The organism is Halovenus anhuiensis (assembly GCF_037080055.1).
Classification (GTDB): domain Archaea; phylum Halobacteriota; class Halobacteria; order Halobacteriales; family Haloarculaceae; genus Halovenus.
In genome coordinates this window covers 329,018-354,159 of the sequence record NZ_JBAOJI010000001.1, presented here as the reverse complement: position 1 = coordinate 354,159, position 25,142 = coordinate 329,018, and the positions used below count along the sequence as shown (strand labels likewise).

Here is a 25,142-nt window from a genome sequence, read left to right as displayed (position 1 = left end):
GCCTTTTAGACGTGTGTGTGACATTAGATTGAAGTTGATGGGGTGTGAGCGGGCTTGTATGAGCGGCGACGGCGAAGTCGATACCTCGCGGACAGTGGTCCAGACATACGTGCCGGCTTACCAGCGCGATGTGTGGGATGACCACGCCGATCGACTAGACATGTCACGCAGCGAGTTCGTCAAGACGATGGTACAGGCGGGTCGTCGACAGATCGGTGACGATCCGGAGTTGATTCCCGATGCCGATGGCTCGATAGACGACGATTCCGGCGACGCTGAGCAATCGCTCGGAAGCGAAGTGACGGCACTACTCGAAGACGCTGACGCGCTCTCGTGGGACGAGCTACTGGCGTCTCTGACCGACGACATCGAAAGCCGCCTCGACGAAACCTTGCAAGAGCTTCAGGAGTCGAACGAGATCCGCTACAGCGGCCGGGCGGACGGGTACGTGCTCGTGGAGGGCGACTCGTGAGCGAACTCGATCCGACGAAATCCGGCGGCTCACACGTCGAGTACTTCCTCGAAGATATCGGCTACCAGGGGAAAAGCGAGCGGACTCAGGAAGCGTACGAGCGTGTCTTGGGCGATTTCAGGGCGTACCTGGACTCCAGAGACCTCGCCATCGACGAAGCGAACCACAGGGACTGTATGGCCTACATCCACCAGCTCCGCGGCGAACTCGGAGAGAGCACCGTCGCGACGTACGCCTCCTATCTCAACCGCTTTTACGACTATATGATCCGCGTCGACGAGTTCACCGACAACCCCATGTCTATCGTCGTCGAGGAGATGGACGAACAGATCAACACCGACCCCGCACGCCGGGATATCTCCGTCCCTGCAATGCGGGAATTCGTCGCCGAACTTCAGCATCCACTCGACCGAGCGGTTATACTCACACTGCTGAAAACCGGGATTCGAGCCGGTGAAATGTGCAATCTGGACCTTCGAGATCTCTCGCTTTCGGATCGAGAGGGCGAGCATAGACCACGGCTCGATGGCCGACCCGACTCGCTATTCGTCGACGATACACCCAGTGCGGGCTCGGTCTACAACGGCGAGCGACGGACGGCCTCGAACAAGCGCAAGCGGGCAACGACGATTCCGGTCGACGACGAACTCGCCGAGACACTCGACACGTGGCTCCAGGTTCGGCCAGACCCGGTTTCCCCGGCAGAGCCGCTGTTCGTCTCGACGACAGATAGTTGGGGACAGCGACTGACCCCAGACATGATCCACCACATCGTCGAGCGACATGCCCGCGAGCACGGCTGGTATCACGACCACGGGGGCCCGGAAGAGAACGTCACGCCGCATTATTTCCGCCACTTCTTCACGACACATCTCCGGGATAGAACGGGGGACCGCGGCGTGGTCAAATACCTGCGCGGCGACGTTGCGACCGACGTGATCGACACCTACACCCACGACTGGGGCGACCGGATTCGCACGGTGTACCGGAAAAATATCTACTCGCTCCTGTAAGGCAGCGGCGTAACCGCCAGTCTACTCCTCGACGACGACGGTTCCGACCATTCCTGCTGTCTCGTGTGGCACACAGAAGTACCCGTGTTCACCGGGTGTCTCGAAGGTTTTTACGTAGGATTGACCCTCTTGAACGGCTCCTTGACCGTTCTCCCAGCCCTCGCGGGCCGCAGATTCGCTCTCGAACCCGCCGGAGGCCCAGTATTCGGCGTCGTCCGGAATCTCGGCCTCGTAAGCGACGACGTTGTGCGGTTCACCCGCTGCAAACCGCCATGCGACGGTCTCTCCCTGTTGGAATGTGATCTCTTCGGGATCGAACGAGACAGCCTGCATGTCCACGACGTGATCCGCTTCGTCCGGCACGCCCTCTACGACGTTCGGCCCGCCTTCGAGGTCAGGTTCGGACTCCTTACTCGTGTTTTCATTCTCGGGATCGGCCGGCGCTTCGTCGGGGGCGCCCGCGACCGCAAACTGCGCCTGCAGACAGCTTTCAGCGTAGGACGCGGCGTATTCGTCGGGCGATTCTCCGGCATCGAGTCCTTCGATGTAGGCTTCGAGATTCCGCTCGAAGGTCTCGTAACTCTCTTCATCTGCCTCTTCGACGAGATCGTGGACCTTCGCCTCCTCGAAGTGTGCGAAAACGTCGCTGAGGATCGAACCAGCGTTTCCACCCGCGCCACCGCCGGCTGCCACGACCGCGTACATAGCGTCGACAGCCCGGCTAACGGCATCTTCTGCCGAGGACGGGCCGGCCTCGATGGCCGCCTCGAACCGTTCGTAAAGGTCGTGATCGGCTGCTTCGAGAGCTTCGTGGAAGCCGGCGGCACCCCGCTCGAAGTAGCCCAGCGTGTCGTTTGTGATCGTCTCGGCCCGGTCCGATTCACCCAGTGCAGCGACCGCGGAGGCATCCAGGATTCGCCCGAGCATGTAGCCGCTCTCTGCGCCGCTGACGGCCGCTGTGCCGGTGAGCTGTTGCTCGAAGTCGCTGAGGGCCTCGTGAATCCCGTCCACGTGCGTAGCGACGGCTTCGTCGTCGCCGTTCTCCAATGCGGTCAGCAGCCCTTCGAGGTGTTCGTGCTCGAAGGCCTCGTAGAGCTCTCGATCCGTCTCTTCGAGGGTTTCGTGGAAGCCAGCGAGGTCTGCCTCGAAGTCTGCGAGCACGTTCTGGACGAGTTCGGGCGCCCGCTCCTGACGCCCGAGGCGGTACTGTTCGACGGCGTCAGCGACGCGAATTCGCGCGTGACTGGCTTCGAGCAGGCTCGGCATTGCACCGGTGACGAGCGCGCCAATACCGGATCTGAGCGCCGAGTCGACCGTCTCGACGGCATCTTTGACACCGCTGGCGTCGTCGTTGTTGATGGCCGCCAGCAGCGTTTCTAACCCCGACTCGAAGGATTCGTAACTCTCGTGATCCGCTTCTTCGAGGGGGTCGTGGGCGCGGGCGGTCTCGAAGCCTTCGAGTGATTTTTTGACGGTTTCCGCTGCAGCATCGGGGGCATCATTCTCGAAGAGAAGCATTGCATCGCGGGCACGAGCGCGATACTCGTTCAGGGACGCGGCGTGGGCGAACGACTGTGTTGGACCGCCAGCAGCAGCCACCGCCGCGCCGTCCCAGCCTCTCGCCTGCAATGCGGCCATGTTGAGCGCACCCGCGAAAGCTTCCGGTTCGAGGGTGTACAGCGCCTGTGCGGCGGCCTCAAAAGCCTCGTGTGCTGACTCTGTCGCTGCCTCGGCGTCCTCATCTTCAGCGGCAGACGAGGCCTCGTAAGCTGCGGCCTGGAAGGTATCGGCGGCCTCCTGATCGACTTCGGCAACAGTGTCGTATAGACCAGTATCCAGGAACCGGTCACCGATTTGGGTGAACTCCTCAGCGGCCGGCTCGGGTTCTCCGCGCGAGAGCAATATCAGCCCGTCCTCGACGTGTGCGGCCATGACGAGGAGAGTTAGCGATTCTGCGACGGATTCGTCGGTGAGCGTCGTCTGGGCGGAGAGCAGGTTTTCGTCGGCCCTCTGCATGGCCTCGTGTGCGCCCTCTAGGTCCTCTGCGTCGAGTGCGTCGCCGAGTTCGTTCAGTGCGCCCTCGAACCCTTCGTAGTACGATTCGTCGGTCTCTTCGAGGGTTTCGTGGGCGTTGTGTTCGCCGGACGCCGTCTCGAATCGCTCGAAGATATCTTCGACAATGCTGTTTGCAGACTCGTAGGCACCTGCGTGACCGAGAGCCACTGGGTCACGAAGCCGAGACCTGATGGCATTCCACTCCGAAACGACACCGACATCGACGGCCTCGAAGGCTGTTCCGTCCTCCGATTGGGTGGGGGTATCGGCCGACTCGGGATCGTCTTCATTATTCTCGGGGCTGTCGTCGGGCTCTTCGTCGCCTGTCCCGCCTGAGCAGCCAGCGAGCGAAACACTTGCGAGTGCCGTTCCCGATGCGAGAAGCAACTTGCGTCTTGTCTGCTCCATGATTTAGGCTTGCCTAAACCAAACAAAGGTGTTTCGAAATTTAGGTACACCTAAAACACGGCAACATAGCGGGTTGCCCCAATACAAGCGTTTAATTGGTTGTATTCTTATGAATTCATCACGAAATTAAATCTACTACTGTCGGAGTGGCAGCGTATAAATCGCATGACGATATACAGAAGCAAGGCGGATGCAGATTTATCAGGAACTCACCCTGGGGGTCAACTCATTTTACTCCGGTCGTCGAGTGGTCACTCGAAAAATTCACAGACCAGTTGGTTGACTCGCGGCGCACACTCGTGGTGGATCCAGTGTGTACCATCTTCGATCAGTTCGAGGCGGCCGTTCGGACAGAATTCGAGGCTGTCCTCGGCCATCGCCGACCTGAGAAGTCGGTCTTGAGTTCCCCAGATCACCATCGTCTCGGGCTCGACGGTCATCGACGGAACCCCTCCCGGATCACGCCTGAGAAGCGACCGATACCAGTTCAACATCCCTGTCGCTGCGCCGGGTTGCTGCCACGCCTCCCGGTACAGCTCTCGATCCGCTGGCGTGAATGCATCCTCGCTGTTGGTCGTGTCGAGAAAGAGCTCGAGTCCGCGACAGTTGCGAGCAGTGAGTGCCCACTCCGAAAGCCCGGGCACCTGAAAGAGGTACATGTAGGTGCTGTTTATCGTCTGTTTCAGATCACCGAAGAGGTATTCGTCGAACACTGCAGGGTGTGGGATATTCATCGTGACTGCCTGTGTGACGTACTCGGGGTATTCGAGCAAGACCTGCCAGCCGACGGCTGCCCCCCAGTCGTGGGTGAGCAATCGGGCTTCCTCGTAACCCAGCGCGTCGAGTATCCCGACGGCGTCGGCAGCGAGTTCGGTCAGTCGGTAGCTGTCGAGACCGCTGGGTTTGTCGCTGAGGTTGTAGCCCCGCTGGTCAGGGACGATCACACGATACCCTTCGTCGACCAGCGCCGGAAGCTGATGTCGCCAGCCGTACCAGAACTCGGGGAAGCCGTGCAGCGCGAGGACGGGTTCGCCTGTCGTCGGGCCGGCAGTCACGGCGTGCAACTCCAGTCCGTTCGTCTCGACAGTGCGGTGGTTCAACTTGGGCATCGCGTCTGACATAGGGTGACTGTGAAGGGGATGGTAGAAGTATCCCGTGGCTCCCCGAGTCCGGTGCGTTGAAACCGGCGGCTCCCGAAGGTGAGCGTATGCTTCTCGAAGGGACCATCCTCCGCGGCCGTGGGTTCGAACCCGTGGAAGGACGGGTCATCGTCGAGGACGGCGAGATTCTCGATATCGAGGAAGGGACGGCACACACCGACGATATCATTCTCCCCGCGTTCGTCAACGCACACACCCACATCGGTGACTCGGTTGCCAAAGAGGCCGGCGAGGGGCTGAGTCTCGAAGAACTCGTCGCGCCACCGGACGGGCTGAAACATCGACTACTCGATGAAGCGAATCGAGACGAACTGGTCGCAGCGATGTCCCGGACGCTCTCTTTTATGGAACAGTCTGGTACCGCCGGGTTCATCGAGTTCCGTGAGGGTGGGGTCGACGGAGTCGAGGCGATCGAAGAGGCGCTCGTTGGCGACGATATCGAGGCAGTCGTGCTCGGCCGAGAGACGACGGCTGCGATGAAGGCTGCCGATGGATTTGGCGCCAGTGGCGCGAACGATGGCGATTTCGTTCACGAGCGCAGCGAGACTGCCGAGGCTAACAAGCTGTTCGGGATTCACGCTGGGGAGGTCGATAGTAGCGACATCAACCCGGCACTCGATCTGAAGCCCGACTTTCTCGTTCACATGGTCCACCCTGAAACGCTCCATCTCGAACGGCTCGCCGACAGCGAACTGCCAGTCGTCGTCTGTCCGCGCTCGAACGCCGTTACCAACGTCGGACTGCCGCCAGTTCGGGATTTACTCGACCGGACGACAGTCGCACTCGGGACCGACAACGTCTTTCTCAACAGCCCGTCGATGTTCCGAGAGATGGCCTTTACGGCGAAATTGATGGACGTATCGACGGTCGAAGTGCTACGGATGGCGACGATCAACGGGGCGGAGATTGCGGGGCTGAACTGTGGGCTGGTCGAACCCGGTCGGGACAGCGAACTGCTCGTTCTCGACGGAGATTCGGACAACCTCAGCGGCGCACAGGATCCTCGTCGCGCGGTCGTGCGCCGCGCTGGAGTCGACGATGTCAAACGAGTAGTTAGGAGCTAGCGGCTGGAATCGACAGGTGGAATTAAGTCCGGGGCTGATGATATTTCAACTAATGTACGATAATATCTTACTCCCGACAGACGGCTCTGAGGGGATGGACGTCGTCATCGAGCACGCCCGAGAACTGGCCGCGGTACACGACGCGACGCTCCATACGCTCTACGTGGCGAATACGGCATCGCTGTCGGATCTCCCGATGGAATCCTCGTGGGAGGGAGTCAACAGCGCTCTGCACCAGCAGGGCAAGCGAGCAGTCCAGGCTGTCGAGGAATCGATCGGTAATCTGCCGGTTGAGACGGGTGTTGTCGATGGATCCCCCTCGAAGGAAATCGTCTCCTACGCAGAGGACGAGGGCTGTGATGTCATCGTGATGGGGACACACGGTCGGTCGGGGGTCGACAGACTGCTGCTCGGTAGTGTTGCCGAACGAGTGATTCGATCCGCACCGGTCCCGGTGATGACAGTAAACGTCGACCAACTGGACTGATCACTCTGCTGGGCGAAGGTGGTCGCAATCGCCCGCGGTGATCTCACGCAGACCATCCTCAGTTTCGACGACGAGCGTTCCCGGGGCTTTGATATCGACAGCCTCACCGACGACTGTTTCTCGCGGTGTCTCGACTCGGACTCGCTGGCCAAGCGTCGACGCAAGTTCTCGCCACGCAGCCATGATCTCCTCTGCGTCTACGGTCGAGAGCGTCCAGAATTCTTCGAGTAGCGTCTGGGCGACCGCCCGGCGGTCGACAGCGCCGACCTCCGACTGTAGTGACGTTGCTGGTTGATCGCCGGGGAGGTCTTCGGGGTCGACGTTCGCGTTGAGACCGATGCCAACGACGAGCCAGGAGATCCGGTCGGCTTCGCCTTCCATCTCGGTGAGAATCCCCGCGAGCTTTCGGTCGCCGACGCGAACGTCGTTTGGCCATTTGATCGTCGCGTCGACGCCAGCGTCGCGCGCAGCGCGGGCCGCCGCGACGGCAGCGACGAGCGTATACAGCGGAGCGCTCGCTGGCGGGATGTCGGGGCGGGAAAGCAGCGAGAGCCAGATGCCGCCGCTCGGTGAGGCCCACTCGCGGTCGAGGCGTCCGCGGCCACCAGTCTGACGGTCTGCCACGACGACAACATCTGAGTGGCCGTCGTCGGCCAGCGTGCGCGCGCGCTCGTTCGTACTATCGATCTCGTCGTGGTACTCGATCTCCAGTGGTGCATCCAGCCCGTATTCCAGCGCCGGGCCGCCATAGTCGGGAATTCCTGCGAGTGTGTAGCCATCCGACTGGCTCTCGATCTCGAATCCGTCCTCGCGGAGTCCTTCGACATGATTCCAGACGGCTGCCCGGGAGATCTCGAGTTCAGCGGCGAGATCAGGGCCACTGGTCGGCCGCTCGGCAATCGTCGTGAGAATCTGCTTCCGTGTCGGGTGCATATCTCCGAGTAGACACCCGACCTATACAGGAGTTGCCCCGTTGACTTGCTCGCAACCTGATAGCTATCCGCCATCCCTCGGGCGGAAAGGAAAGTCCTTTTATTCACCCGGGCAGAACGATGGAATGCACACAGCGTGCGTGGGTAGCCAAGCCAGGCCAACGGCGCAGCGTTGAGGGCGCTGTCCCGTAGGGGTCCGCCGGTTCAAATCCGGTCCCACGCACTGATTGTCTGCGCTCAGGTGCGAGATGCACCGACTCAGGTGCGGACAGAAAGTGCGGGTGCATATCCCTTCAGGGATCAGCACCCACGCAACTTTTCCCGAAGTTACTCTCTGAGAGCTATCTCTGTCATCCATAGTTTCAGGCCCCTGGATATACAACCGGGAGTATGGGACGATTACCGGACAGAAGCGTCGGGACCGCACACACAGATGCGGTCTCGTGGGACGTACTGGAGTCGCTGGTCGATTGTGCGCCCAGAATGGCGGGCAGCGAGGGCGAACAGGCGGCGATCGATCGGTTGGCTGAGCGCTTCCGAGAACTGGGATTGCGCGACGTAACAGTCGAGAAATTCGATCTTTCGGCGTGGTCCCGCGGGTCGTCAGCGCTGTCAGTCGACGCTGGGACTCGCTACGACGGGGACCACGAGGTCATCGGGCTTCCTGGGTCGCCGGCAGGAACGGCCTCCGGCCCGGTCGTCGATGTCGGCCACGGGACACCGGAGGAGTTCGACGAGCAATCCGTCGAGGACAGCCTCGTCATTGTCGCCGGCGGGACGCCGGAGAGCTACGACCGGTGGTTCCACCGCCGCGAGAAGTACGAACTCGCGATCGAACGCGGCGCGAACGGGTTCCTGTTCCAGAGCCGTCGAGACGGTTGTCTGCCGCCGACGGGTGATCTCGGCGACGGCGACCCACCCGGCGAAATCCCGGGGGTGGGTATCTCCCGCGAACTCGGTCGTCGACTCGCGCGCAAAGCCGAAAGAGCAACCGTCGAAGCGGAACTCACCGTCGAGTGCAGTACCGAACCCGCCACGTCGGGAAACGTCTCCGCTCGACTCGGACCGGACACCGAGCGGGAGGTGCTTCTCACTGCTCACCACGACGCCCACGACATCGCCGAGGGCGCGCTGGACAACGGCTGTGGCTGTGCGCTCGTCACCGAAGTCGCTCGACTGCTGAAGACTGTCGAGGACGATCTCGATACCGCCGTCCGAGTGACGACGTTCGGATCCGAGGAGGTCGGATTGTTGGGTTCGACGCACGCGGCCGACAATCGCCCACTGGAAGAAATCAAAGCGCTGCTGAACCTCGACGGGATCGGCAGTACGCGAAACCTCGCGGTCGACACGCACGGCTTTCCGGCGCTCGGTGCAGCCTTCGAGAGTGTCGCAGCGACACAGGAGAGTCTCGTCGATATCAACGAGAAGGTCAACACGCACAGCGACCACTGGCCGTTCGCTCGGGAGGGCGTCCCAGCGGCGATGGCCTACTCCATCGGCGGATCAGACCGCCGTGGCTGGGGCCACACTCACGGTGATACCCTCGACAAACTCGACCGCCGGGATCTGCGCGAGATAGCGGTTCCGCTCGCAGAAGCGGTGCTGGAACTCGCCGACGAGGGCTGTTCACCCGAACGCGTCTCCGCAGAGACGGTTCACGAGCGGGCACGCGAAGAAGGATACGACGTATAGATTCTCAGGCGTCGATGAAGACGCCGTCTTTGAGTGTGGGAACTGTCTCGGTTGAATCGAACTCTAGCAGCGCGTCAATTTCGTGGTCGTAGCCCATGCTTCTGAGCCACTCGGCCGTCGAGCACTCCAGGATCCGCTCGCGGAGAGCATCTTCGTCGAGCGAATTCGCGCGATAGCGGGCCTGAATCAACTCGGCCCCGACGGAGTCCTCAGGCGTCGGTTCGCCCTGCCGACCCGCGGCGACGATCAGTGAGTTCGTTCCGCGCTCGGACAGTTCCTCCGCGACCGCGGCAGCGTTGACCGTACTCCCGACGAGTAGACCGTCGGTGTGACCGATCCGATCCATCGCTCGGGTGCCGTTCGAGGTTCGGATCCCGACCGGTCGTCCCGCCACGTCCGCGTCCGCAATGATCGAGGGCAGCGGCGAGAGGTCAAATCCCTCGATTGCACCGCCGCCGTCCTCGCCGACGAGTAGGGCGTCCTCGGTCTGTTCTTTGAATTGGAGTGCCGCTTCGGGATCGCCGAACGGTTTGACGTACTCCGCACCGCCTTCGAGCAATCGCACGATGCTCGTCGAGGAGATAATCACGTCGACGACGACGAACTCGCCGGTGGGAACCGGTTCTGGAATGTCCTCTAATCGCTCGACGCGCTCGCAGGCCCCTTCAGATCGGTCGTTCATCATTGATGATCTCTAGTCCGTGGTCGGCCAGTTGCGGGACGCCGTCCTCCATCATCGCGTAGAAGGTGCTGTCGCTGTTGCCCATCAGGTAGCGAGCGTAAAACATCTCACCCAGCGCGGCCATCTTGTAGACCGCGAGTACGCGGTAGAATTTGAGGTTCTGGACCTCGACGCCGGTCTGCTCTTCGTATCGGTCGAGGAGTTCGCCGCGAGTGTGATAGTCGTCGTCGGTCAGGAACATGGGAGCCATCGTCTGCATCAGCGACGACATCTCGCCCTCGACTGGGTCGAGCCAGAAGAACAGGAACCAGCCCAGATCCGTCAACGGATCCCCGAGTGTGCTCATCTCCCAGTCGAGCACGCCCGCCAGCTCCGGCTCCGGATCGGGACCGAAGATGACGTTGTCCAGTTTGTAGTCACCGTGGACGAGCGTGTGGGCTGGTTCGTCGGGCACGTTGGCTTCGAGCCACTCGCCGATTTCGGCAATCTCCGGAACTTCGCGGGACTCGGTGGTCTCCTCGAATGCCCACTCGAACTGGCCCTGCCAGCGTTCGACCTGCCGCGCGGTGAACCCCTCCGGGTTTCCGAACTCGCCCAGACCGACGGCTTCGTAATCGACGGAGTGGATTGCCGCGAGCGTGTCGATCATCTCTTCGCCCACGCCTGCCCGCGCGTCTGAATTCTGGAAGCGGTCGGGTTCGGAATAGCGCAGTACGTCGCCGTCGAGGCGTTCCATGACGTAGAACGGCACGCCGATGATGTCGCTATCTTCGGTCGCCGCGACTGTCGTGGGGACAGGCACATCGGTGTCCTGCAAGGCGTCGACCACCTCGTACTCTCTCAGCACGTCGTGGGCGGTATCGGCCGTTTCGCCGATGGGTGGCCGGCGGATGACCAGTTCCGTGTCGTCCCACGAGACGAACAGTGTCTCGTTGGAGAAGCCCTGATCGTGGCGCTGTACATCGAACTCCTCGGCCTCGCCGAGGTGCTCTTCCAGAAACGACCGCAGATGCTCGCGGTCGACGAGATCAGATTCGGTTGCCATTGCCCCCCATTTTCTTGTGAGGAGTAAATAGCTTGCTAAGCCGAACTGGGATTTCGGTTACGGCTGGAAACTACGTGCGGGTTTCTACGAGTTTTTGGAAACCAGCCCCGGACAGTTTCAGTTTCACCCCGCTTGCGTACAACATTTAAGGATTGGCCGGGTATGGACAGGCGATGACATCGTACCAGTCCCAGCTCGGCGAAGACGAGGGGATCGCCGAGGAACTGGCCGAGAGCCAGCGATCTATCTCCATTGCCGAGTTCTTCGAGAAGAATAAACACATGCTCGGGTTCGATTCTGGAGCCCGAGGACTCGTGACTGCTGTCAAGGAAGGCGTCGACAACTCACTCGACGCCTGCGAGGAAGCCGGTATTCTCCCGGATATCTACGTCGAGATTCAGGAAAACCGCGATTACTACACCCTCGTGATCGAGGACAACGGCCCCGGAATCACGAAAGAGCAGGTCCCGAAAGTCTTCGGGAAACTACTCTACGGCTCCCGATTCCACAAGCGCGAGCAAAATCGTGGTCAGCAGGGGATCGGGATCTCTGCGGCAGTGCTGTACTCACAGTTGACCTCCGGCAAACCCGCCAAGATCACCTCTCGAACGGAAGGCGGCGATCAAGCCCAATACTTCGAGCTGATCGTCGATACCGAGACGAACGAACCGGAGATTAGCAAAGAAGAGCCGACCAGTTGGGATCGCCCCCACGGCACCAGAATCGAACTGGAGATGGAGGCGAACATGCGCGCCCGCCAGCAACTCCACGACTACATCAAACACACAGCGGTCGTCAACCCCCACGCCCGCCTCGAACTTCGCGAACCCCAGGAAGAGTTCAAATTCGAGCGAGCGACCGACCAACTCCCCGCCGAGACCGAAGAGATCCGCCCGCACCCCCACGGCGTCGAACTCGGGACGGTCATCAAGATGGCCGAGGCGACCGATTCCTATTCGCTGTCTGGCTTCATGCAGGAGGAGTTCACCCGCGTCGGCCAGAAGACCGCCGACTCGGTCATCGACGCGTTCAAAGACCGACACTACGGCCGCGAACTGACCTGGCGGCCCCCGCAAGCCCACGAAGAGGTCGACATAGAGGCGGCGATTACCGACGCCGTCGCGAACAAAGGGTCGGAGGTGACCGCGGAGTTTGCAAGTAGGGTACTCGACGTTATCGAGGACCAGGATCGGATCGCCCACCACGAACTGACCGCAATCGTCGAAGAGACGGCGGATGCGATCCAGACCGAGCACGGTACGACATTCGGTGCGACGGTTCGAGAGAAGGCCCGCGATGCCGCGTGGGATGCGATCACAAACGAGCGCGAATCCGATCTCTACACACTGGTCGATGACGCGACGACGACCCGGAAGGACGACGCCGTGGTGCAGGCGATGGCCGAGCGTCTGGCCGCGAAATTCGAGCCAGGTGATCGTCACCGACTCATCGAAGACGAGGTCCGCCGACTCGTGGACCGCGCGGCCGACATGACCGAGGACCGCGACGACGCGACCTTCGGCGACACTGCCCGGGAGAATATCACCGATCAACTGTGGGAGACGGCTTCCCGCGTCCCGGACGATCCGCCTCAAATCAGCGACGTGGCGACGGATCGGGACGCTGCTTCCGAACTACTGGAAGCGATGCGGGAGACGGACATAATCTCGCCGCCGACGGACTGTCTGGCACCGATCACCGACGAACTGGTCGAGGCCGGCCTCCGCAAGGAGTACAACGCCGATTTCTACGCCGCGTCAACCCGCGATGCCTCCGTCCACGGCGGCGACCCGTTCATCGTCGAGGCTGGCATCGCATACGGCGGCGACCTCGAAGACGGCGGGAAAGCCGACGTGATGCGATTCGCCAACCGCGTCCCGCTGGTCTACCAGCGCGGGGCATGTGCGACGACGGACGTACTGAAAGACATCGGTTGGCGGAACTACGGGTTGGATCAACCCGGCGGGAGTGGCCTCCCGAATGGCCCGGCGGTCATCATGGTCCACATCGCCTCGACGAACGTGCCGTTCACAAGCGAGTCCAAAGACGCCGTGGCGAACGTCCCGGAGATCGAACACGAGATCGAACTCGCGGTGCGGGAGGCGGCCCGCGAACTCAAGAGTTTCCTCAAAAAGCGGCGGTCGATGCAACAGCGCCGCCAGAAGCAGGACAAACTGGCGACGATTCTCCCCGAGATGGCCGAGAAACTCACCAGCGTCACCGGCAATCAGGAGTTGGAAATCGACGGCACGCTGGCACGGATCATGAACGACGTGCTCGTCGAGCGAACACAGAACGACGGCGCAGTCGAACTGACTGTGGAGAACAACGCCGACACGAACGCAGACCTGGAGATCACCGAAATCGTCACCGCCGAACCGAATCCAAACGGCGACGCACAGGTCATCGAGATGGACGGCGAGTGGTTCATCAAATGGAATCCGACCGTCGACAGCGGCGACGAACAGACGCTGACTTACGAACTTGCCGAGTCGGCCGATCCGGAGATTTCCATCGACGGCATCGAAGACGAGAAACTGACAATCGACGCCTAAACACATGAGCACAGAAGATACACCCGACGCACGCGAGCAACTGATGGCGCTTGCCGAACAGTTCTACGAGCAGTTCGAGGAGGGAGACGTTCCGCGGATGCAGGTCCCGACCCGGACCAAGACCAACATCGAGTACGACGAGGACAAACACGTCTGGGTCTACGGCGACCGGACCTCGACGCGGACGGCCAAGACCGTCAGCGGCGCAGAGAAACTGCTGAAAGCCTCTTACACCATCGACTTTCTCGTCCAGCAGATCGAAGAAGAGCGCTCGTCGACGCTGCGAGAACTCTACTATCTCTCGGAGTCGTGGGATCTCAACGAAGCCCAGTTCGGCAGTCAGGACGAATCGAACTCGCTGATCGAGGATCTGGAAATCGTCTCCGGGGCGACCCGTGAGGACTTCCACATGCGCCCGGAAGAATCCGGCGCGACGATCATGGGGCCGCTCGAACTGCGCGAGCAGACCCGCCGCGGTGAGCGCGAGATTCACTGTCAGAAAGACGTTGGTGAGGGCGGCTACCAGATTCCGAACAACCCCGACACTATCGACTTCCTCGACAACGACGCCGACTTCGTCCTCTGTGTGGAGACCGGTGGTATGCGGGACCGACTCGTCGAAAACGGCTTCGACGAGGAGTACAATACGATCATCGTCCACCTCAAAGGACAGCCAGCGCGGGCGACTCGCCGGATCACCAAACGACTGCACGACGAACTCGACCTTCCGGTCGTGGTCTTCACTGACGGTGACCCGTGGAGTTACCGGATCTACGGCTCCGTCGCCTACGGATCGATCAAGAGCGCACACCTCTCGGAGTACTTGGCGACGCCCGAGGCGGACTTCGTCGGGATCCGACCGCAGGACATCGTCGAATACGATCTGCCGACCGATCCGCTCAGCGATTCGGATATCAACGCCCTGGAGTCCGAACTGGACGATCCGCGGTTCCAGACCGAGTTCTGGGAAGAACAGATCGAACTACAACTCGACATCGAGAAGAAATCCGAACAGCAGTCACTGGCCTCTCGCGGGCTGGATTTCGTCACCGACACCTACCTGCCGGAGCGACTCGACGAGATGGGCGTGTTGTAATTCAGTCGGCGGTCGAATCGGTCGAGACATCGATATAGTCCGTTTCGGGGAACAGCCGACCTGTTTCGTACCGGATGCCGATCAACAAGATGAGTCCTGCAGTGAGTGGAAGCAGAGCACACGCCGCGTAGATTGGCGTGAAGCCGACGAGTTCTATCAGTGGAAGGGAGACGAGCGGTCCCAATCCGCCACCAACATCGCCGAGGACGTTGTTCGTTCCGGTGGCTCGGCCCATCTGATCGACGGGAGTGAGATCGGCAAGCAGCGCCACGAGCGGGCCGCTCGTCCCGCCCTGCCCGCTTCCGATCAACACGCAGGCAACCACCAGAACCGGCACTGAATCGGCGACTGCGAGCACGAGAAAGCCCACCGCGGCGATTGTGACGAAGACGAGAAGCGTCGGCACGCGGGATTTCCGGTGATCGCTCAGGTAGCCGCCGCCGAGCATGAACACGGCCGCCGAGAGGACGGTAATCGCCATGAACATCCCGGAGGTTCCCTGTGCGTCGAAGCCGAAGACGGAAAGGTTGCGTTCGCCGAGAAAGAGCACGAGCGTCGAGAACAGCGCACCGATGTAACCGAAGAGGATCGTGAAATTCACCAGCCCAATCGTGAGTGTCGTCGCGCTGCGGTCGATCTCCCACGGTTTTACCGACTCGTTCGAGCCGCCTTCGACGTGTGTTTCGGGGACGAAAAGGTAGGCCAGCACCGTCGCGAACAGCGCGAACATCGTCGCGACGACGAAGGCGACGACATCCCCCGGAATATTGGCGATGACACCGTCGGCGACATCGGAGACGACACCGCCGACGACCAGACCTGTTGGGAAGCCGAAAATCGTCCCGCCACGGATGAGTCCCATGCTGGTGCCTCGCGATCCGCTCTGGCTGACATCGGCCGCAATCGTATAGGCCGTCGCGAAGACCAGTGCGCTACCAACGCCCCAGAGGATCCGTGTGAGCAGAAACCACGGCTCTGGAAACGGTGCCGCGTATGCGATGACGTATCCGAACGTGGCGACGGCCTGGATGAACAGGCCGATAATAAATGGTGTCCGCGTCCCGACGCGGTCGACCAGACTCCCGGCCGGCGCGTTCGCGACGAGTCGAGAGAATCGATTCGCGCTGAGGATCAATCCCACGAAAAACGGCGAAATGCCCAGCACTGAGCCGAGATTCGGCAGTATTGGAAAGATGACACCGCCGCCAAAGCCGACGAAAAACGTGCTGGCGATGACTGACCCGACGATGGTGTACTGCTCGCGTGTCAGCCCCGACCCGCCGTCGGTGGCGTCCGCGCCGCTCATCGGAACTCACTCCCGCCCTGACAATCGGGAGCGTCGTTCCGTCGCGAAGAAACCGTCCAGTTCGTTTGGGGGTGTTCCGTGCCGCTGACCACATTGACTGAATGGTCAGTCAGTACTTGAGAATTTCCTTTCGTCCCCGGATCCAATCAGTCAAACGGCATATCTGGTCGGCAAAGAAGGGCTCTCGGAATGTGTCCCGGTTTCTCGCCGTATCGGCAAAAGAGCTAGTAACGGAGTGATTCAGTGGCTCTAGAGTCCGAAACTCTCGACCAGTACGTCCTCGGCAGTCTCGCCGACGACGTGTGTGTCCCCGCCGACGACATCGATGGTCACCTGCGCCGGCGCGAACAGTTCCCGGTCGAGTTCGCCGAACTCGTAGTCGACGGACTCGAAAATGTCGCTGAACGGCTCGCCGTACTCGGTCCGGGCAGTCGAGGCGACTTCGTCGAAGCGGTCGAACGATTCGTCGACGACGAGGTGGACCTCACCGCCATACATCACGGCGTCGTTCGTGTAGGCCATCGCAGTCGATTCGTCTCCAGCGACGGGCGCGACCGGCGCGGAGCCGTTTGCAGAGAGGACATCGAGCGGATCGTAGCCCAGTTCAGTCAGTCGGTAGACGGCCAGTTCCGCGGCGCGGGCCGCGCCGACGACGCTGCCGGTGATACTCGCGGCGCTGTAGGTGGGTAGGAAGACACCGCTCTCGGGGACGCCGGCCCGGTCGGCGACCTGCTGGGCGACAGATTCGTCGGGTAGCTGCTCGGATTCGACGGCCAGTACGGCAAAATCGAATTCCTCGGCGTAGCCGACGCGGTCGAAAATATCCTCCTCGGCGACCAGCGCCCGGGCCGGGCCGCTTCCCAGCCCCTCGAAGGAGTCGGTCACCAGTTCCCAGCCCCCCTTGCCGGCACAGAGCAAGGAGAGTGCCGGTTGATCGGTCGAGAGTTCGACATGAGTCCGCGGTGTCCCCCCGACTGTTCCGCTCTTTGTCTGGACCGTCGACAGTCCGGCCGTCTGGATTTCGACGAGCAGCAATCCCGCTTCGATCGCACCCGGTGTGTCGACGCCGAAATCGAAGACTGCGGCGTCACCTGTTAGCTGGTGGACGTCGACGGTCAGTTCGTCGGCGAATTCGATCGCTTCGTCGACCAACTCCGTCGCCATCCTGTTGAGACTCTCCATGCTGTTCATTTCTGCGCCCGCCGATAGAAAAGCGTGGGGTTTGTTCTACGTCTCGACGAGGGTAAGATAGTGGCCGTCCGGATCCCGAAGCCTGTAGCCGTCGTCGAGTTCGGAGACTGCCATGTCGTCCCGGACCGCTGCGACGATAGATTCGGCGTCTTCAGTCGCAATCCCCACGTCGACGTGGACGCCCCCGCGGGCGTCCGCGAGTCCGAGATGTGGCTCCCAGAGTTCGATATCGAACGACCCGGCGGTCATCCGGACACGTTTGCGCCCCTCTCCCTCGTCGACTGTCTCGAAACCAAGTCGCTCGTACCGCGACTGCGCGCTGTCGAGGTCTTCAACCTCGAACACGACCTCGAACATTCCGTCGACGCCGGGACCAGCCACGTCCGACTGCCCGAGTTCGACACAGTTGCCCTCCGTATCGTAGAAGTACAGCGACTTCGAGTCGCCGAAGGAGTGCTCGACCAGATCGAACCGGTCGTCGAGTCGCTCGTACCACGAATCGTATTCGTCGCGGGGAATCGACATCGCGTAGTGAGTGTGTAGCCCGCCCCGCGGGACGCTCTGTGGTCGTCTGAGGACGAGATCAGTCTCGCCGACCCCGAGGGCGACTTCGTTGTCGCTCGTCGAACGCACATCGAGATCGAGAAAAGCCTCGTAGAACGACTGTGCCCGGTCGAGATACTTGACTTCGAGCGCCAGCCAGCGGAGTCCGTTAAGCATACTCGACCGTATTACCGCGGCCCCAATGACTGTTGGGTCAACGGTCGTCGGACGAGTGGGTATGTGATGGTTGCCGAATCATCCCTGACGACTAGCTGTGTTCTGCTGGCTATCGGATCAACTGTCAGGGGTGAGCGTGTGGACCGGCTGATAGCGATCTGTTTGCTCCTTCGAGAACGCCGAGTCGTAACTGCGCTATCGGAACTGAACACATTTTTTAGGTCGCTAGCCTCGATCTCGTCGAGGTTTCTACTTATTCTCTGTTTCGTAAAATATTGGCCTATTTTTATCATCCTCAAGTACATATAAATCCACATGTATGATCCGCCTCTTATCCAGATTCTCCACGTCGATGATGATGCGGCCTTCGCATCGCTCACGGCCGAGATGCTCGAAAACGAAGACGAGCGATTCACCGTTACAACGGAACTGAGTGCAACGGAGGGGCTGGATCGACTCGCCGAAGACGACATCGATTGTATCGTCTCCGATTATAATATGCCTGGGAGGGACGGCATCGAGTTCCTCGAACGTGTCCGCGAGAACTATCCCGACCTCCCGTTCATTCTCTTCACTGGCCAGGGGAGCGAAGAAGTCGCCAGTGAGGCCATCTCCGCCGGTGTCACGGATTACTTGCAGAAAGCGTCCGGCACCGAACGATACGAACTGCTGGCCAACAGAATCGACAACGCCGTCAGACTGACCCGCGCACAGCGGGAACGCCAGCGCCACCTCGATGCCATCGAAACAACACGCGAGGGCATCGCTATCTTCAACGAGGACGGTGAGTTCAGTTACGTGAACGAGGCGTTCGCTGATCTATACGGGTACGAGACAGAAGAGATGATCGGCGAACGCTGGGAACTGATCTACCGGGACGAAGATATCCCACGAGTCCACAACGAAATCATCCCATCGGTCGAAGAAAACGGGCACTGGCGTGGGGAGACGATCGGAATCCGCGCCGACGGGAGTACGTTCATCGAGGACCACACGCTCGCCTCGACGGAGGAGGGTGAACGCGTCTGTACGGTCCAGGACATCACCGAACAGAAAGACCGCAAACGAGAACTCGAAGAGCGAGAACGCCGGTACAGGGGCCGACTGAATGCACTGCATTCGGCAACGCGGGAGTTGGTTATGGCTGATACACCAGAAGGGGTCGCAGAGTCCGGGATCGTGGCCGCGTCGAATATTCTAGATCTTTCGATATCGACGGTGTTCTTCGAATCAGACGGCGAGCTCGAACCGGTCGCTAGCAGCGAGGACGCTGAGGAGTTATTCAACGAAATCGAGCCACTGGAACGCGACGAAGCAGTCGCTTGGGAGGTGTACGAGTCCGGCGAACCGCTGCATACGACAGATGTGACACAACTCGATTCGATTCACAACCCCGACACGCCGATCTCGTCTGAGATGATCGTACCGTTAGCTGACCACGGTGTCCTTCTCGCAGGTCGCCGGCAGGAGGCCGCATTCGACGAGAGCGATTTTACGCTCGCTCAGATTCTCGGGAAGAACATCGGAACTGCTCTCGACCGCGTCGCTCGGGAGCAAGAACTGCGCGCTCAGGAATAACGACTCACTAATCAAAACGAACGACAGAGTCCTCTGGTGACGTTGCCCTCCGAGATATTCCCCGCAGGCCGGCGACGCCGGTCGTACTCTCCAAGACGCGTGATGCATTCATCGAGGAGACAGAACAGGCCGCTCTCGAGTCGTTGGCGACTAACGTGTGGGACAAAGCAGAGACGATAGACACGGTTGCTCGCGCCCCCGCTCACTGATTCGTCGAGATAACCTCGACGACCGCCCGGTGATCCAGCACCGTCTCGGCACCGACCTGTCGGTCGTTCCGGCAGTCGATGCCGTGCAGGAAGCCCTCGCCGATGTCGCTGTGCAGGTGATAGGCGAACTCCTCGGCTGTGGCATCGGAGGGAAGAAGGAAACAGTCCCGGAACGGGCCGTGAGTCCAGTCGTCCGACGCCGACCCGGGGAAGACGGCCTTCAGATCGAGCACGTCGAAGGCCGCGGTTTCCAGCGCTTGCTGGACGCCCGTGCCGCCGAAATCAGTGACGAACTCCCGGATCTGTTCGAGCCCAGTTTTTTTCTTCCGAGGGAGATCGCCGGTGATCTCGAACTCGTCGTCGCCGGGCACGTACTCCAGTACGTCCTGCTCGGCTCCGTTTTTCAGCGCCTTCTCTGCGTGCGCGGAGACGGGGACGAACGTGAGGTGGTCGTAGGCGGGGTCGTCGGTGATCTCCGCCCAGTTGTCCTGCGACTGTGGCATATCCATCTTGTTCGCCGCGATAACCATCGGTTTCGTCCGTTTGCGAATCTCGCGGGCCAGATCCTGCTGATCCTCGTCGTCCCACTCGGGCGGTTCGACCGGCAGGTCGATGGAGAGGATGACCTGCTTGATCTCGGCGGGGCTGATACCGAACGCCGAGAGTTGTTCGCCGAGAATCTCCTCGGGGTCGGGATCCGAGAGCTGTTTGTCTTCGTAGCGCTGGATCCCCTTCTGGAGGATATCGAGATACCACGCGTCCAGTTCTTCTTCGAGGAAGTCGATGTCTTCCCGTGGGTCGTGGTTCTCGGTCGCCTCGCCCTCGGCGTCGGTGGTTCCAGAGAAGTCGACCACGTGGACGAGCACGTCCGTCTCGTTCAGGTCCGTGAGAAACTGATTACCGAGGCCGCGGCCCTCGTGAGCGCCGGGGACCAGTCCCGCGATGTCAACGAGTTTCACGGGGACGAACCGGGTTCCGTCCTCGCACTTGCCGACCGAGGGCTGGCAGGTGTGACCGAACTCCGGGGCCGCACAGTCCGTTCGCACGTAGGCTTCGCCGAGACTCGGATCGATGGTCGTGAAGGGATAGGCTCCCTCGGGCACGTCGTTCATCGTCGCCGCATTGAAAAACGTCGACTTCCCTACGGAGGGCTTGCCGACGAGACCGATTCGGTAACTCATTGGCTGAAGAAGTCTCCCGACGAATAAAAGGCGACGTATCTATGTCTGGTGTGTCAGAGAACCCTTCTCACGCTGTTACTCGGATTTCGATTGGTTCGGAGTCTCTATCTGTCTCCTTCGAGATGCCGACTCGATAGTCGTACGTTCCAGACGAGACATCATTGGGAACGCGGATCGGTGCCTCATAGGTAACTCTCGCCCGCGGGGGTGACCAATGCCACTCAGGCGGCATACTCTCGTTGACGCTGGTCGGCGACGGTGACAGATTCTCGTCCGCGAGTTCGACTACTGGACGGCTTTCTCTCTCGCCATCTGGCGGGGCGACGAGTGTGTGGATACTCATCGACCCGACATTCTCTGCTATTACCGTGGCGGTCGTCTCTTCGCCCGGGGCTAGTTCGACTGTCGGTGCATCGACCGAGGGCGGACCGTCTGCCCGGTCGGCCGTGAATCTTCGGAAACAGCCGGCAGTCGCGCCCAGCGTTACCACGGTGAGCACACGGCGACGTTTCATACGTGGAGTGTCAGATAGTATAGGGATATGCGTTACGGAGCCGAACCGCGAAAAGCCAGACTCTGACGGAAAGTAGTGAGGAGATTACGACCTCCGACAGCGAATTTATTCCAATTCGTTTTGCCAGAAAATACTTACCATCCTGTGGGGACACTGACGTATGAACCGTCCTGGTCTCCGCGAAGAAACCTCTCACGGCACTTCCCACGGGAGCAGTTCGGTCTCACACGGTTCGGATTCGAGTAACAGACGGGTGGAGTCTTTGTCCCGGCGGAGCCTCCTCCGGACGGCTGCTCTGTTCGGGATCTCCTCGGTCGGAGTGACTGCGAGCCGTGCGCAGTCCAGCGGCGACGATGGTGGATCAGAGGGTGGGGCCGTGTTCGCGGTCTCTGATCTCACGCCGAGCGCGCCGACTGTGATCCGAGGCGAGCAGTTCGAGGTTTCGGCGACGGTCGAAAACCTCGGAACCGCGGGCGGCCAACAAGTCGTCGAGTTCCGAATCGACGACGAGACAGTCCGAAGTACCGAAGTCGCTCTCGATGCAGGCCAGCAGAGGACTGTCTCCTATCAGGTCTCCGCTCCGGACCAGCCGGATGTGTACGAACACGGATTTCACACCGACGACCACAGCTACACCGGGCAATTGACCGTCACGTACGACCACTCGAATTCGGAGCTATCAGTGGCCGATTTCAGCCCCCAAGAACTGACCATCGAACGGGGAGAGCCGATCACCGTGACTGCGACGATCACGAACGCTTTTGATGAGGAGACGACGGAGGAAGTGACCTACACCCTCTACGGAGAGGTCGTGGCATCGACGAGTGTGACCCTCGACGGCGGTGAACGTACCACCATCGAGTTCGAGGTGACCGATACCTCCGGATACGAAGGGAAGTCATCTCACGCAGTCCAGACAGCGCACGATACGGCGAGTGGGCCCGTCACAGCGACTTCGGGCGACGGAACTGGGGAGACCGATGCCGACAACTCCAGTAGCGACGGCTTCGGTCCCGGATTCGGTATCGGCGGCGCGGTAACTGCGCTCGGTGGTGCGAGCTACCTGCTGAAACGAGATAGGACTGGAGACCATTGAGGCCCCGAGATTCATCGCGAACGCTCCGGAGACCAGCGGCTCACCAGTCGAAAAAACGCAGAAAAAACGTCGATTAGTCGATGTGGCCTTCACGCCGGAGCTGGTCGGCGGCCTGGCTGTCGTAACGCCATTCGATATCGCCTTTCTCGTCCTGCCAGTCCCACGGTTCGACGAGGACGACATCGCCTTTTTCGATCCAGACGCGGTATTTCATGCGTCCGGGGATGCGTCCCATTCGTCGTTCGCCGTCTTCGCACTGCAGGCTGACGTGGTTCCCGCCATCGTGGCTCTCGACCACGGCAAACAGCTCGTCATCGTTGGGCATTCTGAGATTCTTATGCCCTCGTTCTTCTGTCACACCTCCACTACGCTCCCCGTGCATGTAAACCCCCGCGAGGTCGGTGGTACCCTTTCGCACGACACCAGACAGACCGGCGCTCATTCTTGGGAACTGTCAGAATCTTGGTCGCGTTGAGCAGTGGGATTGGTTGGGGAATCAGGATCCGCGACTTGGCTCCCGCCTCGGACCTGCGGGCCCGGACTACCGCGGTACTGTCCGCGCTGGTCGGTCGTATCGATCTGTAATTCCCCGCTGGTCTCGTCGAAGAACAGATGTGAATGCGGGTAGGCAATTTCGACGTCCGCCTTCTCGAAAGCCTCCCAGATGTTCGTCTGGACCTTCGATTGCACCGTCTGGAGTCGATAGGGCTCTTTAGCCCAGTACCGCAGTCGCAGAAGAATGCCGTGATCGCCAAACTCGCTGATCAGACAGTCCGGCCCCGCGGGGTATCGAGCACTGCCGACTCGTATTTGCGGGCCGCCAGCGATAACATCCTCGACGGAACGTGCTGCTTCCTCGATTTTCTGTCGCGCCATCGCAAGATCGCTCTCGTAGGTGATCAGCACATCGAGCGTGAGCCGAACACGAGTATCTTCGGCGGAGTAGTTGGTCACGTCTCGGGAGCGCATTTCACCGTTCGGGACCACGAGAAAGGTATTATCGAGTGTGAAGATCTTGGTGTAGCGAAGCGTGATATCGTCGACGAACCCGCGTGTGCCCCGTTCGGACAGTTCGATCATATCGCCGATCTCGTAGGGCTGGTCGGCGAGCAGGAAGATGCCGCTAATCACACTGCCGACAATCGGTGCGAGAATGACACCAACCACGGCCGAGAACACCGTCACCGAGAGTGCGATGTTGCCGAGATCGAGCCCGTTGATACGCAGGAGCGTAAGCAGCGCGAAGATGTACACTCCGATTCGGATGCCCGCCAGGGAGACCCGAGTGAGACTCGGCCGATCCACGTAGTGGGCAATCCGCCGGCTAAAGACGCGAACGAGCAATCGCGCCGCTACCCATGCGAGCACGACGACAAGAATTGATGCGACGAGATCGACCGCAGCAGTCGGGATCCGACTCGGAAGCCACTCCGGGCGCTGGATCGGGCTGGCACCGGTGAACACACCCAGGAGTATTTTCCAGTCAACCATGCACTCTCAGAGATTCCGACCGGAAAAAAGGGTTGTGAACGGTCTCCTCACTACTCCTCGGCTTCGGGAACGATGTATAGCTCGCCGTCACCCCGAAATACCCGCACTGTCTCGGCGTCCGTCTCCAGCGACGGCGGCCTCGGCACTGATTTCGTCTCGTAAGTGTCGGGATCGAGCACCTGCACGGCGTGATCGTCCTCGACAGCGACGAGGGTCGTCTCCTCGGTATCGTCCTCCCAGCCGAGTCGGTCCGCGTCCGGGGCGGAACCGTCCTCGAAGGGCGTCTCGTATGTGTCCCCGCTTTTGAGTCGCGTCCCGCGCATCGTCTCCCGAGCGCTCTCGACGAGCACTGGGCCGTCGCCGTCACCGGGATCGACGATTTCACCGGGTCGATACGGCGGCAGTCGGACGGCGAAAGTGACTCGGTAGACCTCGTTGCCGTCGCTGTCCTCGGTGACGAGTGTCTCGTGGTCGGTGAACTCCCCACCCAGTTCGTTCGTTACTCGGCGAGCGATCTGTTCACCGAGTCGGGTCGTCGAGAGTCGCATATCCAGCCCACCCTCGACTTCGTTGATCTCCGTGACGAACGCCTCGCGGTCGCCTTTGTCTTCGAGTTCGTCGACGAGGCTGTGTGCAATCTCTTTCGCCCGGTCGCGTTCGTCCTCAGTCGGTTCGCGGTCGACTCCCCGTAACTGGACGACTCCGGCGTAGGATCCGCCTGCGATCCGGCCACACCGCGTGCAGGTCTGCCGACCGATCTTGACTGGAACCATCAGTTCCTCCGAGAGTGCAGTCTCTCGGAGCACGCCCGAAAACTGGACGTGCATCTTGATCGTCGTTTCGTCGACCTGCTCGGGGGCGACCTGCCAGGAAATGCCCGTGGCATCGACGTGGACCGACAGCGCGTCGGTCAGTTCGTCGATTGCGATGTCGGTGTAATCCTCGGCCCCGACATCGACCCAGCGGTTGCCCCGGTGGACGGCCCCACACTGGGCACAGACGCTGATCTCGATGCGGTCGGGCGCGTCGACAAGGTCGTACTCGTCGATGTAACAGGCGTCACAGAGTCGGTCGTCGTGACGCGATGAGCGTTCTGCTGGTCGCTCGATCGCTTCGCCACATCGCGGACAGAACGCTCCAGAACGGCTCATACCAGCCATTGGCCGCTGTCGTTTGTAAACACCACGTTCTC

At 60.8% G+C, this 25,142-nt stretch carries 22 protein-coding genes, 1 tRNA gene and 1 pseudogene; 11 read left to right on the top strand and 13 right to left on the bottom strand.

Annotated elements, in window-relative coordinates; all coding sequences use genetic code 11:
- Nucleotides 1–58 precede the first annotated feature (58 nt).
- Nucleotides 59–472 carry a DUF5805 domain-containing protein gene (locus V8P86_RS01800; RefSeq protein WP_336325525.1) on the top strand — a complete coding sequence of 138 codons (414 nt, stop codon included), beginning with the start codon at nucleotides 59–61 and terminating at the stop codon, nucleotides 470–472.
- Nucleotides 469–1,485: a tyrosine-type recombinase/integrase gene (locus V8P86_RS01795; protein WP_336325524.1), complete on the top strand. Its 1,017-nt coding sequence runs from the start codon at nucleotides 469–471 to the stop codon at nucleotides 1,483–1,485. The genes V8P86_RS01800 and V8P86_RS01795 overlap by 4 nt, the downstream gene beginning before the upstream one ends.
- Before the next feature lie 21 nt (nucleotides 1,486–1,506).
- Here V8P86_RS01795 and V8P86_RS01790 read toward each other — a convergent pair whose 3' ends face one another.
- The gene (locus tag V8P86_RS01790; RefSeq protein ID WP_336325523.1) at nucleotides 1,507–3,948 is read right to left on the bottom strand and encodes a DUF5059 domain-containing protein; all 2,442 of its coding nucleotides are present in this window, start codon (nucleotides 3,946–3,948) and stop codon (nucleotides 1,507–1,509) included.
- 251 nt (nucleotides 3,949–4,199) lie between these two features.
- Entirely contained in the window at nucleotides 4,200–5,069 is an 870-nt protein-coding gene (locus tag V8P86_RS01785; RefSeq protein ID WP_336325522.1) for an alpha/beta fold hydrolase, read from the bottom strand.
- 86 nt (nucleotides 5,070–5,155) lie between these two features.
- Here V8P86_RS01785 and V8P86_RS01780 point away from each other — a divergent pair, with 86 nt between their 5' ends.
- On the top strand, nucleotides 5,156–6,172 hold the full coding sequence (locus V8P86_RS01780; protein WP_336325521.1) for an amidohydrolase family protein: 1,017 nt from the start codon (nucleotides 5,156–5,158) through the stop codon (nucleotides 6,170–6,172).
- 52 nt (nucleotides 6,173–6,224) lie between these two features.
- Nucleotides 6,225–6,659 carry a universal stress protein gene (locus V8P86_RS01775; protein ID WP_336325520.1) on the top strand — a complete coding sequence of 145 codons (435 nt, stop codon included), beginning with the start codon at nucleotides 6,225–6,227 and terminating at the stop codon, nucleotides 6,657–6,659.
- Here V8P86_RS01775 and V8P86_RS01770 read toward each other — a convergent pair whose 3' ends face one another.
- Nucleotides 6,660–7,592: a biotin--[acetyl-CoA-carboxylase] ligase gene (locus V8P86_RS01770; RefSeq protein ID WP_336325519.1), complete on the bottom strand. Its 933-nt coding sequence runs from the start codon at nucleotides 7,590–7,592 to the stop codon at nucleotides 6,660–6,662. It lies immediately after the preceding gene.
- Between the two features lie 137 nt (nucleotides 7,593–7,729).
- Between V8P86_RS01770 and V8P86_RS01765 the strand changes: the two genes are divergently transcribed.
- A tRNA-Leu gene (locus tag V8P86_RS01765) sits at nucleotides 7,730–7,814 on the top strand.
- A gap of 167 nt (nucleotides 7,815–7,981) precedes the next feature.
- Nucleotides 7,982–9,286: a M28 family peptidase gene (locus tag V8P86_RS01760; RefSeq protein WP_336325518.1), complete on the top strand. Its 1,305-nt coding sequence runs from the start codon at nucleotides 7,982–7,984 to the stop codon at nucleotides 9,284–9,286.
- Between the two features lie 4 nt (nucleotides 9,287–9,290).
- Here V8P86_RS01760 and V8P86_RS01755 read toward each other — a convergent pair whose 3' ends face one another.
- Both V8P86_RS01755 and V8P86_RS01750 read right to left on the bottom strand, forming a co-directional pair.
- Nucleotides 9,291–9,968, bottom strand: a complete 678-nt coding sequence (locus tag V8P86_RS01755) for a 2-phosphosulfolactate phosphatase (protein WP_336325517.1) — start codon at nucleotides 9,966–9,968, stop codon at nucleotides 9,291–9,293.
- The gene (locus V8P86_RS01750; protein WP_336325516.1) at nucleotides 9,952–11,013 is read right to left on the bottom strand and encodes a phosphotransferase family protein; all 1,062 of its coding nucleotides are present in this window, start codon (nucleotides 11,011–11,013) and stop codon (nucleotides 9,952–9,954) included. Before V8P86_RS01750 ends, V8P86_RS01755 begins: the two co-directional genes overlap by 17 nt.
- A gap of 173 nt (nucleotides 11,014–11,186) precedes the next feature.
- Between V8P86_RS01750 and V8P86_RS01745 the strand changes: the two genes are divergently transcribed.
- Nucleotides 11,187–13,568, top strand: a complete 2,382-nt coding sequence (locus tag V8P86_RS01745; RefSeq protein WP_336325515.1) for a DNA topoisomerase VI subunit B — start codon at nucleotides 11,187–11,189, stop codon at nucleotides 13,566–13,568.
- Between the two features lie 4 nt (nucleotides 13,569–13,572).
- Nucleotides 13,573–14,664, top strand: coding sequence for a DNA topoisomerase IV subunit A (locus V8P86_RS01740; RefSeq protein WP_336325514.1), 1,092 nt, complete (start codon nucleotides 13,573–13,575; stop codon nucleotides 14,662–14,664).
- 1 nt (nucleotide 14,665) lies between these two features.
- On the opposite strand, the gene V8P86_RS01735 is transcribed toward V8P86_RS01740, so the two are convergent.
- From V8P86_RS01735 to V8P86_RS01725, 3 genes are all read right to left on the bottom strand, one after another.
- Nucleotides 14,666–15,970, bottom strand: coding sequence for an MFS transporter (locus tag V8P86_RS01735; RefSeq protein WP_336325513.1), 1,305 nt, complete (start codon nucleotides 15,968–15,970; stop codon nucleotides 14,666–14,668).
- A gap of 249 nt (nucleotides 15,971–16,219) precedes the next feature.
- Nucleotides 16,220–17,152, bottom strand: coding sequence for a methenyltetrahydromethanopterin cyclohydrolase (mch, locus tag V8P86_RS01730; RefSeq protein WP_336325512.1), 933 nt, complete (start codon nucleotides 17,150–17,152; stop codon nucleotides 16,220–16,222).
- Between the two features lie 45 nt (nucleotides 17,153–17,197).
- A complete protein-coding gene (locus tag V8P86_RS01725; protein WP_336325511.1) occupies nucleotides 17,198–17,881 on the bottom strand; it encodes a VOC family protein in 684 nt (227 codons plus the stop codon).
- 387 nt (nucleotides 17,882–18,268) lie between these two features.
- Here V8P86_RS01725 and V8P86_RS18875 point away from each other — a divergent pair.
- Together V8P86_RS18875 and V8P86_RS18870 are read left to right on the top strand one after the other, a co-directional pair.
- A pseudogene (locus V8P86_RS18875) lies at nucleotides 18,269–18,970 on the top strand (PAS domain-containing protein); the annotation flags it as partial.
- 51 nt (nucleotides 18,971–19,021) lie between these two features.
- Nucleotides 19,022–19,459 (top strand): GAF domain-containing protein, encoded by a 438-nt coding sequence (locus V8P86_RS18870; RefSeq protein WP_442909361.1) that lies wholly within the window; start codon nucleotides 19,022–19,024, stop codon nucleotides 19,457–19,459.
- 202 nt (nucleotides 19,460–19,661) lie between these two features.
- Here the strand turns inward: V8P86_RS18870 and V8P86_RS01715 are convergent, their stop codons facing one another.
- A complete protein-coding gene (locus V8P86_RS01715) occupies nucleotides 19,662–20,849 on the bottom strand; it encodes a redox-regulated ATPase YchF (protein WP_336325509.1) in 1,188 nt (395 codons plus the stop codon).
- Between the two features lie 67 nt (nucleotides 20,850–20,916).
- Complete coding sequence (locus V8P86_RS01710) at nucleotides 20,917–21,363, bottom strand: COG1361 family protein (RefSeq protein ID WP_336325508.1); 447 nt, start codon at nucleotides 21,361–21,363, stop codon at nucleotides 20,917–20,919.
- Between the two features lie 262 nt (nucleotides 21,364–21,625).
- On the opposite strand from V8P86_RS01710, the gene V8P86_RS01705 reads away from it, so the two are divergent.
- On the top strand, nucleotides 21,626–22,459 hold the full coding sequence (locus tag V8P86_RS01705) for a CARDB domain-containing protein (protein WP_336325507.1): 834 nt from the start codon (nucleotides 21,626–21,628) through the stop codon (nucleotides 22,457–22,459).
- Between the two features lie 73 nt (nucleotides 22,460–22,532).
- Here the strand turns inward: V8P86_RS01705 and V8P86_RS01700 are convergent, their stop codons facing one another.
- The 3 genes from V8P86_RS01700 to V8P86_RS01690 form a co-directional block, all read right to left on the bottom strand.
- On the bottom strand, nucleotides 22,533–22,817 hold the full coding sequence (locus V8P86_RS01700; protein WP_442909343.1) for a translation initiation factor eIF-1A: 285 nt from the start codon (nucleotides 22,815–22,817) through the stop codon (nucleotides 22,533–22,535).
- An 80-nt stretch (nucleotides 22,818–22,897) separates the two neighbouring features.
- Complete coding sequence (locus V8P86_RS01695; protein WP_336325505.1) at nucleotides 22,898–23,950, bottom strand: mechanosensitive ion channel family protein; 1,053 nt, start codon at nucleotides 23,948–23,950, stop codon at nucleotides 22,898–22,900.
- 50 nt (nucleotides 23,951–24,000) lie between these two features.
- A complete protein-coding gene (locus V8P86_RS01690; protein WP_336325504.1) occupies nucleotides 24,001–25,101 on the bottom strand; it encodes a 60S ribosomal export protein NMD3 in 1,101 nt (366 codons plus the stop codon).
- Nucleotides 25,102–25,142 lie beyond the last annotated feature (41 nt).

Bases quoted from the DNA above. Each gene is read 5' to 3' on its own strand.
- V8P86_RS01745 (WP_336325515.1), top strand. From the start codon at position 11,187: ATGACATCGTACCAGTCCCAGCTCGGCGAAGACGAGGGGATCGCCGAG.
- V8P86_RS01785 (WP_336325522.1), bottom strand. From the start codon at position 5,069: ATGTCAGACGCGATGCCCAAGTTGAACCACCGCACTGTCGAGACGAAC.
- mch (WP_336325512.1), bottom strand. From the start codon at position 17,152: ATGGAGAGTCTCAACAGGATGGCGACGGAGTTGGTCGACGAAGCGATC.
- V8P86_RS01770 (WP_336325519.1), bottom strand. From the start codon at position 7,592: ATGCACCCGACACGGAAGCAGATTCTCACGACGATTGCCGAGCGGCCG.
- V8P86_RS01760 (WP_336325518.1), top strand. From the start codon at position 7,982: ATGGGACGATTACCGGACAGAAGCGTCGGGACCGCACACACAGATGCG.
- V8P86_RS01690 (WP_336325504.1), bottom strand. From the start codon at position 25,101: ATGAGCCGTTCTGGAGCGTTCTGTCCGCGATGTGGCGAAGCGATCGAG.
- V8P86_RS01800 (WP_336325525.1), top strand. From the start codon at position 59: ATGAGCGGCGACGGCGAAGTCGATACCTCGCGGACAGTGGTCCAGACA.
- V8P86_RS01695 (WP_336325505.1), bottom strand. From the start codon at position 23,950: ATGGTTGACTGGAAAATACTCCTGGGTGTGTTCACCGGTGCCAGCCCG.
- V8P86_RS01780 (WP_336325521.1), top strand. From the start codon at position 5,156: ATGCTTCTCGAAGGGACCATCCTCCGCGGCCGTGGGTTCGAACCCGTG.
- V8P86_RS01740 (WP_336325514.1), top strand. From the start codon at position 13,573: ATGAGCACAGAAGATACACCCGACGCACGCGAGCAACTGATGGCGCTT.
- V8P86_RS01725 (WP_336325511.1), bottom strand. From the start codon at position 17,881: ATGCTTAACGGACTCCGCTGGCTGGCGCTCGAAGTCAAGTATCTCGAC.
- V8P86_RS01710 (WP_336325508.1), bottom strand. From the start codon at position 21,363: ATGAAACGTCGCCGTGTGCTCACCGTGGTAACGCTGGGCGCGACTGCC.
- V8P86_RS01750 (WP_336325516.1), bottom strand. From the start codon at position 11,013: ATGGCAACCGAATCTGATCTCGTCGACCGCGAGCATCTGCGGTCGTTT.
- V8P86_RS01735 (WP_336325513.1), bottom strand. From the start codon at position 15,970: ATGAGCGGCGCGGACGCCACCGACGGCGGGTCGGGGCTGACACGCGAG.
- V8P86_RS01715 (WP_336325509.1), bottom strand. From the start codon at position 20,849: ATGAGTTACCGAATCGGTCTCGTCGGCAAGCCCTCCGTAGGGAAGTCG.
- V8P86_RS01775 (WP_336325520.1), top strand. From the start codon at position 6,225: ATGTACGATAATATCTTACTCCCGACAGACGGCTCTGAGGGGATGGAC.
- V8P86_RS01790 (WP_336325523.1), bottom strand. From the start codon at position 3,948: ATGGAGCAGACAAGACGCAAGTTGCTTCTCGCATCGGGAACGGCACTC.
- V8P86_RS01755 (WP_336325517.1), bottom strand. From the start codon at position 9,968: ATGAACGACCGATCTGAAGGGGCCTGCGAGCGCGTCGAGCGATTAGAG.
- V8P86_RS18870 (WP_442909361.1), top strand. From the start codon at position 19,022: ATGGCTGATACACCAGAAGGGGTCGCAGAGTCCGGGATCGTGGCCGCG.